This window comes from Nocardia sp. XZ_19_385 (assembly GCF_015355755.1).
Classification (GTDB): Bacteria; Actinomycetota; Actinomycetes; order Mycobacteriales; family Mycobacteriaceae; genus Nocardia.
Genome location: NZ_JACVEE010000004.1, coordinates 64,958 through 80,277, shown reverse-complemented (window position 1 = coordinate 80,277; position 15,320 = coordinate 64,958). Strand labels below are relative to the sequence as shown.

At 67.9% G+C, this 15,320-nt stretch carries 12 protein-coding genes and 1 tRNA gene; 2 read left to right on the top strand and 11 right to left on the bottom strand.

The genetic code is table 11. From position 1 onward, the window contains the following. Window positions 1-71 precede the first annotated feature (71 nt). Both IBX22_RS29285 and IBX22_RS29280 read right to left on the bottom strand, forming a co-directional pair. The gene (locus IBX22_RS29285; RefSeq protein WP_309234833.1) at window positions 72-1,049 is read right to left on the bottom strand and encodes a threonine/serine dehydratase; all 978 of its coding nucleotides are present in this window, start codon (window positions 1,047-1,049) and stop codon (window positions 72-74) included. A gap of 43 nt (window positions 1,050-1,092) precedes the next feature. After that, entirely contained in the window at window positions 1,093-3,135 is a 2,043-nt protein-coding gene (locus IBX22_RS29280; protein ID WP_194819006.1) for a cytochrome c oxidase assembly protein, read from the bottom strand. A 190-nt stretch (window positions 3,136-3,325) separates the two neighbouring features. Between IBX22_RS29280 and IBX22_RS29275 the strand changes: the two genes are divergently transcribed. Both IBX22_RS29275 and IBX22_RS29270 read left to right on the top strand, forming a co-directional pair. Next, window positions 3,326-3,399: transfer RNA gene (locus tag IBX22_RS29275), tRNA-Arg, on the top strand. A gap of 275 nt (window positions 3,400-3,674) precedes the next feature. Beyond that, window positions 3,675-4,514 carry a DMT family transporter gene (locus IBX22_RS29270; RefSeq protein WP_194819005.1) on the top strand — a complete coding sequence of 280 codons (840 nt, stop codon included), beginning with the start codon at window positions 3,675-3,677 and terminating at the stop codon, window positions 4,512-4,514. A gap of 20 nt (window positions 4,515-4,534) precedes the next feature. On the opposite strand, the gene IBX22_RS29265 is transcribed toward IBX22_RS29270, so the two are convergent. From IBX22_RS29265 to IBX22_RS29225, 9 genes are all read right to left on the bottom strand, one after another. Continuing rightward, window positions 4,535-5,542, bottom strand: coding sequence for a sugar phosphate isomerase/epimerase (locus IBX22_RS29265; RefSeq protein WP_228539739.1), 1,008 nt, complete (start codon window positions 5,540-5,542; stop codon window positions 4,535-4,537). Further along, a complete protein-coding gene (locus IBX22_RS29260) occupies window positions 5,539-6,702 on the bottom strand; it encodes a Gfo/Idh/MocA family protein (protein WP_194819004.1) in 1,164 nt (387 codons plus the stop codon). Before IBX22_RS29260 ends, IBX22_RS29265 begins: the two co-directional genes overlap by 4 nt. Window positions 6,703-6,710: 8 nt before the next feature. Beyond that, a complete protein-coding gene (locus IBX22_RS29255) occupies window positions 6,711-7,757 on the bottom strand; it encodes a substrate-binding domain-containing protein (RefSeq protein ID WP_194819003.1) in 1,047 nt (348 codons plus the stop codon). A 27-nt stretch (window positions 7,758-7,784) separates the two neighbouring features. Further along, on the bottom strand, window positions 7,785-8,798 hold the full coding sequence (locus tag IBX22_RS29250) for an ABC transporter permease (protein ID WP_309234832.1): 1,014 nt from the start codon (window positions 8,796-8,798) through the stop codon (window positions 7,785-7,787). Further along, window positions 8,795-10,309, bottom strand: coding sequence for a sugar ABC transporter ATP-binding protein (locus IBX22_RS29245; protein ID WP_194819002.1), 1,515 nt, complete (start codon window positions 10,307-10,309; stop codon window positions 8,795-8,797). The genes IBX22_RS29250 and IBX22_RS29245 overlap by 4 nt, the downstream gene beginning before the upstream one ends. Before the next feature lie 27 nt (window positions 10,310-10,336). Next, window positions 10,337-11,527: an ROK family protein gene (locus IBX22_RS29240; protein ID WP_228539738.1), complete on the bottom strand. Its 1,191-nt coding sequence runs from the start codon at window positions 11,525-11,527 to the stop codon at window positions 10,337-10,339. 146 nt (window positions 11,528-11,673) lie between these two features. Then, complete coding sequence (locus IBX22_RS29235) at window positions 11,674-12,408, bottom strand: MerR family transcriptional regulator (RefSeq protein WP_194819001.1); 735 nt, start codon at window positions 12,406-12,408, stop codon at window positions 11,674-11,676. A 22-nt stretch (window positions 12,409-12,430) separates the two neighbouring features. After that, window positions 12,431-13,288 carry an alpha/beta fold hydrolase gene (locus IBX22_RS29230; protein WP_194819000.1) on the bottom strand — a complete coding sequence of 286 codons (858 nt, stop codon included), beginning with the start codon at window positions 13,286-13,288 and terminating at the stop codon, window positions 12,431-12,433. A 34-nt stretch (window positions 13,289-13,322) separates the two neighbouring features. Next, a complete protein-coding gene (locus tag IBX22_RS29225) occupies window positions 13,323-15,164 on the bottom strand; it encodes an alkyl/aryl-sulfatase (RefSeq protein WP_228539814.1) in 1,842 nt (613 codons plus the stop codon). Between the last annotated feature and the right edge of the window lie 156 nt (window positions 15,165-15,320).

The following is a 15,320-nucleotide window of genomic DNA, read 5'->3' as shown; positions in this document are numbered from 1 at the left end:
CTTCACATGCCGTGACCAGGGCTTTCGCGCTCAGCTTCGAATCGTCTTGCCGAAGCGGCGGACTACGATGCTCAGCCGATGTCGAGATCGGTATTGGCGCCGCAGAGCACGACCACCGGCCGCTCACCCCGGGCCGGCACATAGGCGCCGCTCTGGATGGCGGCGAATGCCGTCGCACCCGAGAATTCGACGACGATGCGGAACTCACGCCACAGATAGTCGCGGGCGGTGACGATGGCATCGTCGGTGACCAGCAGCGACCGCACGTCATAGCGGCGGGCCACATCGAGCGCGATATCGCCGATCCTGGTGGCGCCCAGCACTTCCGAACCTCGACCGGCCGCCCGCACCTCCACCGGACGGTTCGCGCGCAACGCCGCGTGCAGTGCAGGCACACCCTCGGGTTCGATCCCGATCACCGGCTGCCTGCGCCCCAGCGCGGCCGCGACCCCGGCGATCAACCCGCCACCGCCGACCGCGGCCAGCACCGGCGGCCGTCCACGCACCTGCTCTTCGAGTTCGAGCCCGATCACCCCCGCCCCGGCGACCACCGCGGGCAGGTCGTAGGCATGCAGCTGCATGGCCCGCCGTTCCACGGCCAGTTCCTGGGCGTACCGGTGCGCCTCGGCGTAAGTCGTGCCGTGCCACAGCACTTCGGCCCCGTAAGACCACATCGCGGCGACCTTGGTGTGCGGCGCCGACTCCGGCACCACCACCGTGCAGCCCTTGCCCAGCTGGGCGGCGGCCAGCGCGGCGGCGATACCCGCGTTGCCGCCGGAGGCGATGACTACATGATCGGCCGACCTCCCCGACTCCAGCAGCGCGTTCAAACTGCCGCGCACCTTGAAAGTGCCACCGTGCTGCAGGTATTCGAGCTTCAGTGTGACCGGCACCGGTCCGTTCGGACCCGGCACCGAGGTGTGGAACACCGGCGTCTTACGCACCCGACCCGCCAGCCGTTTCCGCGCCGCCCGCACATCCGACCGATACACCCGCCCCGCAACCCTGTCCTCCCCCAGACAATCCTCGAACAGCCCCCGGTCGGTCACGAACGCTCCGTTGCCCGGCGGTATCTCCCCGCCGGCTCACATGTCATTCGCGCACTCCGCGATCACGCTTGTTCAGCTCGGCGAACATCGCGTTGTGCGCGGCCAGCTCGGCGTCGTGGTCGCGGTCGGCCGCTCGGTCGGTGCGCTTCGCCAGTCGCGCGTCGCTGCGCGACCACTGGATCAGCAGCGCCAGCATCACCACGACGAGCGGCACCTCGCCGCTGGCCCACGCGAAGCTGCCGCCGGTGCGCTGGTCGTCGAGCAGGTCGGCATTCCAGCCGAGGCCGAGACCGCGGAAGAACCAGCCGCCCAGCACCGTGGTCATGCTCATCAGCGCGACACCGAAGAAGGCATGGAAGGGCAGCGAGCCGAACACCATGCCCAGCTTGGTCAGCGGTTGCACCTGGCGCGGCTTCGGATCGATGCCGATCACCACCCAGTAGAAGAGATAGCCGCTGAGCAGGAAGTGCAGGTTCATCATCAGGTGCGCGGCATGCGAGTCGACCACCGAGTCGTAGATGCCGCCCAGGTACAGCGCGTAGAAGCCGCCGACGAAGATCACCGACGCGACGATCGGGTGGGTCAGGAACCGCGACACCGGATTGTGCACCGCCGCCAGGATCCATTCGCGCGGCCCCGGCGCACCGGTCTTCCCGGCCGCGGGCAACGTCCGCAGCGCCAGGGTGACCGCGCCGCCGAGCGCGAAAAGAATGGGGGCGAGCATGGACAACGCCATGTGCTGGCCCATGTGCACGCTGAACATCGCGGGCGAATAGCGGCCCACGCCCGAGGACGTGGCCAACAGCAGGACCGCGCAGCCGGACAGCCAGGCGATGGTCCGGCCGACCGGCCAGGAGTCGCCGCGCGAGCGCAGGCGGCGCACCCCGATCAGATACAACACCGCCGCCACGATGGCCAGCGTGCCGAAGATCAGGTCGAAGCGCCAGTCGAACAGCAGCCTTGTCAGAGTCGGCGGGCCGGCCAGGTTGTAGCCGATCTCGACTTCCGCAGGTGTCGGCGAGGTTGTCGGTGCGGGCGGCGGGGTGCGGCCGAGGCCCACGGCGAGGCCCATGGTGGCGGCGAAGATCAACGCTTCGACGCCGCCGAAGCGGATCAGCGCACCCCGATCGCTCGGGTCCGCGGCCAGTGCAGGCAGGGCCGCACGGCGCTGCATGTAGCCGAACACGCCGAGCACGATCAGCGCCGCCGCCTTCGCGACGATCAGCTGGCCGTAGGTGGTGCTGAACAGCTCCGACCAGGACACCCGGACCACCGAATTCAGGACCCCGCTGGCCGCGATGACGACGAACGCGACCGTCGCGGTGAGCGAGAACCGTCGGGCCGCGAGCGCCGTGTGTGCGCCGCCGCGCATCGCGTAGGCGAGCACCGCGAACAGTCCGCCGACCCATACCGCGGATGAGATCAGGTGCAGGATCAGGCTGTTGGTCGCCAGATCGTGCGAGCCGCCGGATGACGAGTGCCCGGTCAACGCCAGCGGCATCATCGTCACGATGGCTCCGCCGAACAGCACCGGCGCCCAGCCCCACCGCAGCGCGAGCCGGCAGCCGACCGCGACGATCAGTGCGAGCACGACCGTGGTCCGCCACGCCTGCGCCAGGTCCACCAGATCGATCGCGCGCCAGAGCTGCTCGGGCCGCCAGACCTTCCCGACGTGCTGGCCGGTCGTGTCCGACACCGTCAGCGGGACCAGCAGCGCCGCACAGCAAGCCCACATCACCGCGAAGTTGGAGGCGCGCCGCAACGCCCGGTAGCCGGCGACGTCGAGTAGCCCGTTGGATTGCGGCGGTACCAGGAACGCCGCGAACATCAGCGAGCCCACCGTCAGCGCCGCGAGCAGATCATTGAGCGCCCGGATCGCGGGCAGGCCGTAAGTGGTCAGTGGACCGGGATCAGGTATGCCCAGCAGACTCAGCGCCTGCGCCGCCGAAAGCCCCACGACCAGCGCCGCGACCACGGCCGCGACAGCGATCGAAATCGCGGTGACCACGGCGAACGCCCCCGATGAACCCGTCCCCGCGGCGTCCGATACCTCTGCTTCGGCGTGCGGGTCCAGCGGTGACGACATACGACTGAGCGTAGTTGGACACTTAATACGTAGCCCGGCCGGGTTTGGGCCGATAACCTGTTCCTGGGCCGGCCCGGCCCGACACGACAAAAATGTTTCCGTCGCTAACAAGTAGCGATCTGGACGGTCGCTATACTTGCCGTGCTGGACAGCAAGGGCCAATGTCGGCCAAGGTGGAACCCCATCAACTGCCTCCGTAGCTCAGTTGGATAGAGCAAGGGCCTTCTAATCCCTAGGTCGCAGGTTCGATTCCTGCCGGGGGCGCTTCACCGGATGTACCTGCGGTTCCGACCGCAGGTACATCGTTTCCCGTGTCGCGCTGCGCTCAAACATCCAGGCTGTCCGTCCCCGCCGGATTCGCGCGTGCGAGCGGCAACATTCCGATGCCCCGAGGTCGCTCCAGCGACCGGCAACGCAGGCTGAGGCAAGTTCCGTGAATCTTGTTTACATGTAACCAATATGCGACTAGGTTTGCGTTACATGTAATGGAATTGGGCTGACAGCCTGACGCCGAGAGTTCAGAGAAGGAAAGCTGTTTCATGATCGCGATCGTGCTCGCCCTCGGTGCGGCGTTCGGCTGGGGTACCTCGGACTTCCTCGGGGGGTTGAAAAGTCGTACGCTCCCGCTGCTTTCAGTGCTGCTGATCTCGCAGTCCACCGCGCTGGTGCTGGTGACGGTCTTTGCGCTGGTCCGCGGTGGCGGTCTGCCGGAACCTGCCTCGCTCGGCTATGCCGCCTTGGCGGGGCTTGCGGAAACTGCTGCGGTTGCCGCGCTGTATCGCGGGTTGGCGGTCGGCAGCATCAGCATTGTCGCGGCGGTCGCGTCGACTGCGCCGGTGGTGCCCCTGCTGGCCGGGTTGTTGCTCGGCGAGGTGCCGGGAGTACTTCAATTGGCCGGGCTCGCTGTGGCTCTCATCGGTTTGATGGTTGCTTCGTATCAGTCCGATCAGGGCGGTAAGGGCGGTCAGGTGTTGCCGAGCATCGGCTTCGGCCTGCTCGCCGCGGCCGGCTTCGGCACCTTTTTCTTGGCCATGGACACCGCGAGCACGGGTGATATCGGATGGGCGCTGCTGACCGCACGGCTCACCGCCGTCGGACTGATCGGTGCTGTCGTTCTCGTCGGACGGCAGCGAGTCACGTTGCCGCCCAAGGATATCCCCGCGATCGCGCTCATCGGCGTGCTGATCGTGGCCGCCGATGCCCTCTACGCGACCGCCTCGACCCTCGGCATGGTCGGCGTCGTCGCCGTACTGGGGGCCTTGCACACCCTCGTCACCATCGCGCTGGCTCGAATCTTCTTGAACGAGAAGCTCGGTCGCCCGCAACAGGTCGGCGTCGGGGCGGCGCTGGTTGGAGTCCTCGCGATCGCGACAGGCTGACGCGGATTGCCCTGACGGGCCTAGCGCTGGTTGTCGAAGGCCGCGTCGAAGGCGGCCGCCGGGGGTGTGATCGCGTTGTAGCGGCGGATGAAGGACAGGGCTTCGGGGGCTCCTATCGTGCGGTCCATGCCGGCGTCCTCCCATTCGATCGAGATGGGGCCGGTGTAGCCGATGGCGTTGAGGGCGCGGAAGCAGTCTTCCCAGGGGACGTCGCCGCGGCCGGTGGAGACGAAGTCCCAGCCGCGGCGGAAGTCGGCCCACGGGAGGTGGGAGGAGAGGCGGCCGCGGCGGCCGTCGGTGCAGCGGAGCTTGGTGTCCTTGCAGTCGACGTGGTAGATGCGGTCGGCGAAGTCGAGGATGAAGGCGACCGGGTCTAGGTCCTGCCAGATGAAATGTGAAGGGTCCCAGTTCAAGCCGAAGGCCGGGCGGTGGTCGACGGCGGCCAGGGCGCGCACGGTGGTCCAGTAGTCGTAGGCGATTTCGCTGGGGTGCACCTCGTGGGCGAAGCGGATGCCTTCGGTGTCGAAGACGTCGAGGATGGGGTTCCAGCGGTCGGCGAAATCCTGGTAGCCGCGGTCGATGGTTTCCGGTGGGACCGGCGGGAACATCGCGACCGTGTGCCAGATGCTCGAGCCGGTGAAACCGACGACGGTGCGGACGCCGAGAGCGGCGGCCGCCCGGGCGGTGTCGGCCATTTCGGCGGCGGCGCGGCGACGGACGCCTTCGGGTTCGCCGTCGCCCCAGATGCGGGCCGGGATGATGGCGCGGTGGCGCTCGTCGATCGGGTGGTCGCAGATCGCCTGGCCGACCAGGTGATTGGAGATGGCGAAAACCTGGAGGCCGTGGCGTTCCAGGGTTTTGCGTTTGGCTGCCACGTAATTCGGGTCAAACAGCGCCTTGTCGACTTCGAAATGGTCGCCGGAACAGGCGATTTCGAGTCCATCGTAGCCCCAGTCGGCGGCCAGGGCGCACACCTGCTCGAAGGGCAGGTCCGCCCATTGGCCGGTGAACAGCGTGATCGGTCTCATGATTGTGCTCCTCCGATGGCGGTCCAGCGGCCCTGCTCGGCCGCGCTCGCCTCGACTGCCGCGAGCACGCGCTGCACGGCGAGCCCGTCGGCGAAGGTGGGTTCGGGATCCTTGCCGGCCGCGATCGCGATGACGAGGTCGGCGACCTGATTGGCGAAGGTGTGGTCGTAGCCGAGGCCATGTCCGGGCGGCCACCAGGCGCCGGCGTAGGGGTGCTGCGGTTCGGTGACCAGGATGCGCCGGAAGCCGGCGGTCTCGGGCTCCTCGGTGTGGTCGTGGAACCACAGCTCGTTCATCGCCTCCAGGTCGAAGGCCAGCGAGCCGCGAGTTCCGTTGAGCTCCAGGCGTAATGAGTTCTTGCGGCCCGCCGCGACCCGGCTGGCCTCGAAGGAGGCCAGCCCGCCGCCGGAGAGCCGCCCGAGGAACAGGGCGGCGTCGTCGACGGTGACGGGCCCGCTGCCCGGCCCGTCCGGGAGCGGGCGTTCGGTGACGAAGGTGTCCAGCATGGCCGACACCCCGGTCAGCGCTTCCCCGGTGACGAACTGGGTGGCGTCGATGATGTGCGCGCCGATATCCCCGAGCGCACCGGATCCGGCGCGCTGCCGGTCCAGTCGCCAGCTCAGCGGCGTTTGCGGATCGGCGAGCCAGTCTTGGAGATACTGCGCCCGCACATGCCGGATCGTGCCGATTCGCCCCTGTGCCACCAGGTTTCGGGCCAACGCCAGCGCCGGCACTCGCCGGTAGCTGAAGCCGACCATGGACCGCACCCCCTGGCGGGCGGCCCGCTCCGCCGCCGCGGCCATCGATTCCGCCTCGGCCACGGTATTGGCGAGGGGCTTCTCGCACAGCACGTGTTTTCCGGCTTCCAGTGCGGCAATGGCGATTTCGGCATGACTGTCGCCAGGGGTGCAGATATCGATGAGATCGACATCGTCTCGTGTGAGCAGGAGTTTCCAGTCGCTCACCGCACTCCCCCAGCCGAGCCGGGCGGCCGCCGCGCCCGCCCGCTCGGCATCCCGGCCCGCGAGTACCGAAAGTACGGGCTGCCAAGGCAATTCGAAGATCGCGTCCACGCTGCGCCAGGCGTGCGAATGGGCGCGGCCCATGAAAGCATGGCCGACCAGGCCGATACCGATCCGCGGGCGGTGTGTCGATGTCATCGGGCTCCTCAGAAGCCGTTGGCCAGGTACTGATCCACGTTGTCTTTGGTCACCACCGCGGAGAAGGTCGTAATCTTCGCGGGCACATCGTGTTCGGCGAGATCACCGAGTGCTTTCCGCTGCCCCAGCAGCCGGGCGAGCGTGACGGCGGAGGAGGCCATGGCCGGGCTGTAGAGCACGGTGGCCTGCAATGGCGAGTTCCCACCTTTGATCTCGTTCATGGCCTGGGTCGAGCCGGCGCCGCCGACCATCACGAATTCACCGGCGCGGTTGGCCTGCCGGATGGCGGCGAGCACGCCGATGCCTTGATCGTCGTCGTGATTCCACATCGCGTCGATCCTTTTCACCGCCTGCAGCATCTGGCTCGCCACCTGCTGCCCGCCCGCAGCCGTGAAATCGGTGGATTGCCTTGCCTCGACCCGGAATCCGGCGGTGGCGAGCGCGTCCTTGAAGCCCTGGCTACGTTCCTGGGTGAGCTGCAGGTTGTCGATTCCGGCGATCTCCACGATCACCGGATTGGCGATGTTCTTCTCCCGCATCTTGGCGATGATGAAATTGCCCGCATTGATGCCCATGCCGTAGTTGTCGCCGCCGATCCAGGTGCGGTAGGCCAGCGCCGAGGCAAACACCCGGTCCAGATTGACCACCGGAATCCCCGCTGACATAGCGCTTTTCGCGACAGCGGTAAGGGCGTTGCCATCGAACGGCAAGATCACCAGGACATCGACCTTCTGATTGATCAACGTCTGCACCTGCTCGATCTGGCGGGCGACATCGTTGGTGCCCTCGGTGAGCTCGAGCTTCACATCGCTGAGCCCGCTGGCCTGCGCTCGGGCGTTTCGGGTGATGGCCGCGGTCCAGCCGTGATCGGCTGCGGGCGCCGAGAACCCGATGCGTACCTCCTTTCCGGCGGCGGCGTTCTCGCCGGTAGTTCCCGCAACCTGAGTGTTGGAGGTGCTGTCGTTGGAGGTGCAGGCCGCCGCGAGCAGGCCCGCGCCGGCGGCCAGACCGCCGAGCAGGACGCCGCGACGGGAGGGGATGTTGGTGGTGCTCATGGGTATTCCTTTGTGTTTTAACGGTTCTCAGGTGAGAGTCGGGACGGCCCGCGCGCGGCCGAAGCGCTGGAACAGCAGGACGGCGACGATGATCGCGCCCTTGCCGATCGCCTGGATGGGTTGTGCCAGGTTGTTGAGGATGAACAGGTCCTCGATGACGGTGAAGACCAGCACCCCGAGGATCGACCCGGTGATGGTGCCGAAACCGCCGCTGAGCAGCGTGCCGCCGATGACCACCGCGGCGATCGCGTCCAGTTCGTAGAGCTGGCCGTTGGTGCTGGACCCGGTGGTCGTCTGTGCGGTGAGCATGATCGCGGCGATACCGCAGCACAGTCCGGAGAGCACGTAGAGCAGCAGGGTGTGCCGCCGCACGTCGATACCGGCCAGCCGGGCCGCCTCCGGATTGCCGCCGACCGCGAAGCTGCGCCGGCCGAAAGTGGTGCGCTCCAGCAGGATCCACCCGATCGCGACCACGACGAGGAACAGATAGACCATCAGGGGAATGCCCAGCACGCGCTCCTGCGCCAACGCCAGCAGGTCGGTGGTGACCAGCTGTGACTGCCGGCCCGAGAGTTCCTCGGCCAGCCCGCGCGCAGCCACCATCAACGCCAGCGTGACGATGAACGGCACGAGCTTGCCGTAAGCGATGAGCGCCCCGTTCAACAGTCCACAGGCCGCACCGACCGCCAAGGCGCAGAACACCATTCCGGCCACGCCATAGGACTGCGTCGCGGTGGTTGTGCACCACACCGAGGCCAGCGCGATGATGGCACCCACCGACAGGTCGATGCCCCCGCCGATGATCACGAACGTCATCCCGACGGTGACCACGCCGATCACCGACGCCAGGGTCAGGATGGTGATCAGATTGCTGGTGCTGAGGAAGTCTTCACCCTTGGTCAGCGCGCCGACCAGCACCAGCGCCAGCAGCGCGAGTACCAAGGTCGCGTGTTTGCGAATCTCCCTGTGTGCCTTGCGCGGAGTGGCGGCCGGGGGTCGATCACCCGGTGGGGCAACCACTTTCGCCTGAAGCTCGCTCACAGCGCGCTCCCTTCCATGATCATCGCGATGACGTCGTGTTCGGTGAGGTCGGCCGCGGGCGCGGTGTGGATCACCGCGCCGTCGCGCAGCACCAGCACCCGGTCCGAGAGGGCGAGCAGTTCCGGCAGGTCGCTGGAGACCAGCAGCACCGCGACGCCCAGCTCGGCCAGCCTGCGGATCTGGGCGTACACCTCGGCGCGGGCGCCGACATCGACGCCGCGGGTCGGTTCGTCCAGCAACAGCACGCGGGTGTCGTCGAGCAGCCAGCGGGCCAGGATCGCCTTCTGCTGATTGCCGCCGGAAAGTTCCCGCACCGGGTGCATGGGGTCGGCCGGGCGAACTCCGACGCGGGTGCTCGCAGCGCGGGTGTCGGCGCGTTCGCGACGGCGATCGAACCAGCCGAAGCGGGAGTAGCGCGGGAGCGCGGCGGCGGAGATGTTGCGGCCCACCGATTGCAGGAGGAACAGGGCCTGCGATTTGCGTTCCTCCGGGGCGAGTCCCAGCCCGGCGGACACCGCGGCGCGGGTACTGCCCGGTCGGAGTCGGCGGCCGTCGACCAGGACCTGGCCCGCCGATGGCCGGCGCGCGCCATAGATCGACTCCAGGATTTCGGACCGGCCCGCGCCGACGAGTCCGGCCAGGCCGACGATCTCCCCGGCGTGCACGGTGAACGACACATCGTGGAATCGGCCGCTGAGGCCGAGTCCCGCGACGCGCAGTACTTCCGGGGTGCCGGTGCGCGGTGACCGTGCCGCGGCCTCTTGGGGATCACGGTTCCCGGTCATCAGCGACACCACGTGCTGTGTGCTGGTGGTGCTCGCGGGCAGACCGGCGGCGACTGTGCGGCCGTCTTTGAGCACGGTGATCCGGTCGCCGATCGTCCGGATCTCCTCCAGGCGGTGCGAAATATAAACCACCGCAACGTCTTCCGCGCGCAGCTGGGCGATGATCCGGAACAGGTTGCCGACCTCGTCGTTGCCCAGCGCCGCGGAGGGTTCATCCATCACGATCAGGCGCGCGTCGTAGGACAGCGCCCGCGCGATGCTGACCACCTGCTTGGCCGCGGCAGGCAGGGTCGCGACGATCGTCTCGGGCCGCAATTCGGAATGGCCCAGGCGGCCGAGCAATTCGGTGGTCGCGCGGGCGGCCGGGGCACGGCGGGTGAATCCGGCGCGTGCGTGCTCGTGCCCGAGAAAGATGTTCTCGGCGATGCTCAACCCATCGCACAAATCCAGTTCCTGATAGATCGTCGCGATGCCCAGCCTGGTGGCGTCCGCCGGACCCGATAGTCGCACCGGGGCACCGCGCCAACGCATTTCACCCGCATCCGGCTGATGTGCGCCCGAGAGCACTTTGATCAGCGTCGATTTGCCGGCGCCGTTCTGCCCGAGCAGGCAATGCACCTCCCCCGCTCGCACCTCGAGGTCGACGTGGTCGAGTGCGCGTACGCCCGGGAATTCCTTGACGATTCCCTGCATGGTGAGCACGGCGTCCTGGATTGTTGGAGCCATGGTCGGCCTCCTTGCCGACGCCGCCGGTCAGGCGACGCTGAAAACGTGATCGCTGATGAGCCGGGCCGCGCCGATCAAACCGCCGACTCCGGCGAGCTCGGACAGCACGATCGGCAGATTGCCGGTGGCCAGTGGCAGGGACCGCCGGTAGACCACACTGCGGATCTCGGCGAGCAGCGGATGCCCGAAGCCGGTGACACCTCCGGCGATCACCACCAGCCCGGGGTTGAAGAAGCTGACCAGTCCGGCCAGCACTGTGCCGAGATGTGCGCCCGCGTCGCGAATCATGCTCACTGCCAACGGATCTCCCGCAGCGGCGGCATCGGCGACATCGACCGCGGTCAGCGTTCCCGCCGCCGCCAGCCGTTCGGCGAGGAACGCCGAACGCCCGGACCGCGCGTGCACCATCGCCTCCCTGGCCAGGGCCGCGCCGCCCGCGTAGGCCTCGAGGCATCCGGTGTTGCCGCAGGCGCACACCGGACCGTCATCGCTGATCCGGATATGCCCGATGTCCCCCGCGCTGCCGGAGACACCGCGATAGATGTCGCCGCCGACCACGATCCCGCAGCCGACGCCAGTGCCGATCTTGACCAGCAGGAAGTCCTCGACGGAAGGCGCTGAGCCGGAGTGTATTTCGCCCAGCGCCAGGATGTTGACGTCGTTGTCGACCAGCACCGGGCAACCGAGTTCCTGCGCGAGGACCTCACGCACCGGAAACCGATGCCAGCCGGGCATGATCGGCGGCGACACCGACATTCCGTCGCGGAAGCTGACCGGGCCGGGCACGCCGATCCCCGCGCCGTGCAGTCGAGCGCCCGGCGCGTGTTCTTCGCGCAACTTGCCGAGGAGATCGAGCACCCGCTCCAGCACCGCGGCCGGGCCCTGCCGGATATCGCATGACTCGGAAAGCTTTCCGAGAAGCCGTAATTCGCCGTCGGTGACCGCTACATCGATGGAGGTGGCGCCGATGTCCACCGCGGCAAACCGGAGCCCCGAGGCCAGCCGGGCGATGGCCGATCGCCGCCCGCCGCTGGAGGCCGCGAGCCCGCCCGCCTCGACCAGGCCGAGCTCGGCCAGCCGATCGAGCTCTACCGCGAGTTTGGAGCGCGAGAGCTCCATCGGATGTCCGAGGTCCGACCGGGACTGCGGCCCGCGATCGCGCAGCAGCCGCAAAAGCCGTACCTGGTGAGTGTTTTCGGGTCGAGCCGCGATCCGCATCGGGTCCTTCTTTCCTACGGATACCGCGATTCAACGCCTTTTACCGCACGCTGTCCCGACTTTCGAAGAATTCGGACGAAGTTTGTTCTGTACCAAGACAAAGTCGGGGTTGCGTTGGCGCCGAAGATGTTCCGAGGGGGCTGGGTTCAGCTGTCGCGTCTGGCGGTCCGGCGCTGGTTGGCGCGGTGGGTGAGGGCGTCGAGGATGCGCTGCCAGGCCGGGGACGCTTCGGAGATTCGGGAGACGACGAGTTTTTGATCCGCGCTTTCGGCGGGGTCGCGGTGCTGGATCTCCCAGGCGTCCAGGTCATCGATGAGCTGGTCCAGGCGCGGGTCGTGCGGATGCCAGTCGACCGCCGCGTCGCAGGCCAGCATCAGGCGGATCAGCTCGGGGTCGTCGAGGCTCGCGTTCTTGTCGCGGATCCGCCGCGGCAGGGAGTCCGGGTTCAGGGTCTGGCCCAGGATCCAGGCGTCCCGCTCGAGCAGAACCCGCTGTTCGCTGATACCGAGGCCGCGCATCCGGTTCAGGATGGCGATGACCTCGGGTGGCAGGACCAGTCTTTCGCCACTTTCCAGTTGGGCGATGCGGCGTCGGTGCGCGGTGAGCTGGTCGACCTTGCGCTGTAGTTCGGCGTCGATGGCGGTGATGGCCGCGGCGAACTCGGCGGGCCGGGCTTGCAGCAGGGCGTCGATCCGGGCAAGCGGAACACCGGCGTCGGCGAGAGTTCGGATCCGGATGAGGTCTACCGCCGCCTGGGCGGTGTAGCGACGGTAGCCGGAGGCATCGCGCTCGGGTTCGGGGAACAGGCCGACCTGGTGGTAGTGGCGAACGGTGCGGACAGTCACGCCGGCGGTGGCCGCCAGTTGGCTGATCGTCAGCACCGTTCACCTCCTGGTGCCGAGTCTAGGGGCGGCCCACCTCGGCGATGACATCGCGGATCGCTCGGACCACGGCGTCGGGGCGATCGAAACAGAGCCGGTGGTGGTAGGTGTCGGCGATGAAGCGTTGCTCGCCGCGCGCGACCCCGTTCACCACGGCCGCGTCCAATCTCGCCTTCGGCTCCTGCGGACCTTGCGCCACGGTGAGAGCGACCAGCGGGACGTCGGGAAGTCCCGGCCCGGCCCGCAGTTCGGCGGCGAGTTCGACCAAACCGCCGCGCTCGGCGATACCGGCTCGGAGCCATGCGTCACTCAGCTTGGCCTCGAGCAGCGGTTGCCGTATGTGCTCGGGGTAGGCGGCGAGCAGCTCGGCATGCGTCGCCCGCAGCTCCGGGTCCATTTGCTGAAGCTGGGCCAGATCAGGGGCCTGCTGTTCGGCGGCGGCCAGGCTCGCCTCGGGCGGCATGAAGTCGTCCCAGTCGTGGTGCAGCGCGTCCAACCACACCAGTCCCGCCACGTCCCGCGGGTACAGCTGTGCGAACCGGTGCGCGAAAAGGCCGCCGAGGGAGTGCGCCGCGAGCACGTAGGGGGCGGGGATATTTTCGGCGCGCAAGAGCTCGCGCAGCTGCGTGGCGACCGCGGCGGCGGTGCGCGGCGCCGGCAGCGGATCGCTGAATCCGCTGCCGCCGCGGTCGTACACCACGGCGGTGGTGAACTGCGAAACCTGCTGCTGGACACCGAAGTAGTCCAACCCCACCGCACTCGCCCCCGGCAGGAATACGACGGCGGGTCCGCCACTGCCCGACCGATGCACGAAAACGCGGCGGCCGTCGATCTCCTGGAATCCGCCGATCGGCGGCGCGAATGTGATGTTGTTCGTCATGCGACCAGGCTCCAACCCTGACGTAGCGTCAGGGTCAAGGGGTGACTATCGCGAAGCCGGGGTCGGGCTTGGAGAACAGGCCCTTCAATTGGGCCAGGACCGCGATATTGCCGTCGACGAGAACGTCGCCCTTGGCGATGGCCTGCTGCATGTCGCCGCCCGCGAGCATGTTCCGCAGGAACGCGCCCCGGGTGAGGGTGAGGGTGGCGTCGGGGGCGGGCAGGCCGTCGTCGGGCCAGCGGTCGTAGTGGACGAGCACGCCGTTGCGAAGTTCGGCCCGGTGCACCCGGTCGCGGTCGTCGCGGAAGCGCCAGTCGGTGGTCACCTTGGTGTCCCAGGCCTTCGGGCCGTCGACGTTCAGGGAGAGGGCGTCGAAGGCTTGCTCCACGGTCAGGGCGGCGAGCAGGCCCGTCGAGTTCGCCGCCGTCGGTGTGCCGAAGGAACCGTTGCGCAGCTCGTGCGCGCCGGAGAGATAGAAATTGCGCCAGGTGGCGTTCTCGGAACCGTAACCGAGTTGCTCGAAAGCGCTGGCCTGCAAATGCTTTGCCTTCGTGTGGCCCGGCTCGGCGAAGATGACATAGTTGACCAGCTGGACGACCCAGCGGAAATCGCCTTCGTCGTAGGCCTTTTGGGCGGTCTTCAGCACCGACGCCGCGCCACCCATCGCGGCCACATGCCGTTTGGCCGACTCGACCGGCGGATGCTCCCACAGATGCGCCGGATTTCCGTCGAACCAGCCCATGTACCGCTGATAGATGGCCTTCACGTTGTGACTGACCGACCCGTAATAGCCGTGCGTGGACCATGATCGCTCGATCGCGGGCGGCATCCGCAGCATCTCGGCGATCTCGCTGCCGACGTAGCCCTGGTTCAGCAGCCGCAGCGTCTGGTCGTTGAGGTAGCCGTACAGATCCCGTTGCAGCGACAGGAATTCCACGATCTTGTCGGTGCCCCACACCGGCCAGTGATGGGAGGAGAACACCAGATCCGATTGGCGGGCATACAGATTGATCGACTCGGTCAGGTACTTCGACCAGACGTGCGGGTCGCGCACCAGCGCGCCACGCAGGGTCAGCAGGTTGTGCAAAGTGTGCGTGGCGTTTTCGGCCATACACAGGATCCGGCGGTCGGGGAAATAGAAGTTCAGCTCGGCCGGGGCCTCGGTGCCCGGAGTCATCTGGAACACCATCCGCACGCCGTCGACCACTTCCTGCTGGCCGGTGGCGGTGATGTCTTTGGTGGGTGCGATCAGCGTGACGGTGCCCAGCGACGTGGTCTGCCCCAACCCCGCGCCGATCTGCCCCTTCTCGCCGCGTGGCAGGGCCGCGCCGTACATGTAGGCGGCCCGGCGCGCCATCGCGGTTCCGGTGTAGATGTTCTCCGCCACCGCGTGCTCGAGGAACCCGGCTGGAGCCAGCACCGGGCAGCGCCCTGCCGCCACGTCCTCGCGCGTGGTGACGCCGAGCGCGCCACCGAAATGGTCCACGTGCGAATGCGAGTAGATCAACCCGGTGACCGGGCGATTCCCGCGATGGGCGCGGTACAGCGCCAGCCCGGCGGCCGCGGTCTCGGTGGAGATCAGCGGATCGATGACGATCACACCGGTGTCGCCCTCGATGATGGTCATGTTCGACAGGTCCAGGCCGCGCACCTGGTAGAAGCCGGGAGCGATCTCGTAGAGCCCCTGCTTGACCGTCAGCTGGGACTGCCGCCACAGGCTCGGGTTGGCCGAGGCCGGACAGGTGCCGTGCAGAAAGTTGTAGGAATCGTTGTCCCACACCACTTTTCCCTCGGCAGTGCGCACCACACCCGGCTCCAGTGCCGCGATGAACCCGCGATCGGCGTCCGCGAAGTCGGCGGTGTCGCCGAACGGCATGCTCTCGGCGACCTTCTTGTTCGCGGCCACGATCCGATCGGTCGGGTCTGTTTGGGTAGCAGAGGGGTTCACCTCTTCGTCACTACCGCACCCGGTGACCGCGACGCCGGTGCCGGCGGCCGCCAAAGCTGCGGCGCCCACCCCCAGCACGCCACG

What these genes read in the sequence shown, in the direction of transcription:
- IBX22_RS29280 (WP_194819006.1), bottom strand. Translation starts at nt 3,135, where the DNA reads ATGTCGTCACCGCTGGACCCGCACGCCGAAGCAGAGGTATCGGACGCC.
- IBX22_RS29270 (WP_194819005.1), top strand. Translation starts at nt 3,675, where the DNA reads ATGATCGCGATCGTGCTCGCCCTCGGTGCGGCGTTCGGCTGGGGTACC.
- IBX22_RS29265 (WP_228539739.1), bottom strand. Translation starts at nt 5,542, where the DNA reads ATGAGACCGATCACGCTGTTCACCGGCCAATGGGCGGACCTGCCCTTC.
- IBX22_RS29260 (WP_194819004.1), bottom strand. Translation starts at nt 6,702, where the DNA reads ATGACATCGACACACCGCCCGCGGATCGGTATCGGCCTGGTCGGCCAT.
- IBX22_RS29255 (WP_194819003.1), bottom strand. Translation starts at nt 7,757, where the DNA reads ATGAGCACCACCAACATCCCCTCCCGTCGCGGCGTCCTGCTCGGCGGT.
- IBX22_RS29245 (WP_194819002.1), bottom strand. Translation starts at nt 10,309, where the DNA reads ATGGCTCCAACAATCCAGGACGCCGTGCTCACCATGCAGGGAATCGTC.
- IBX22_RS29240 (WP_228539738.1), bottom strand. Translation starts at nt 11,527, where the DNA reads ATGCGGATCGCGGCTCGACCCGAAAACACTCACCAGGTACGGCTTTTG.
- IBX22_RS29230 (WP_194819000.1), bottom strand. Translation starts at nt 13,288, where the DNA reads ATGACGAACAACATCACATTCGCGCCGCCGATCGGCGGATTCCAGGAG.
- IBX22_RS29225 (WP_228539814.1), bottom strand. Translation starts at nt 15,164, where the DNA reads ATGCCGTTCGGCGACACCGCCGACTTCGCGGACGCCGATCGCGGGTTC.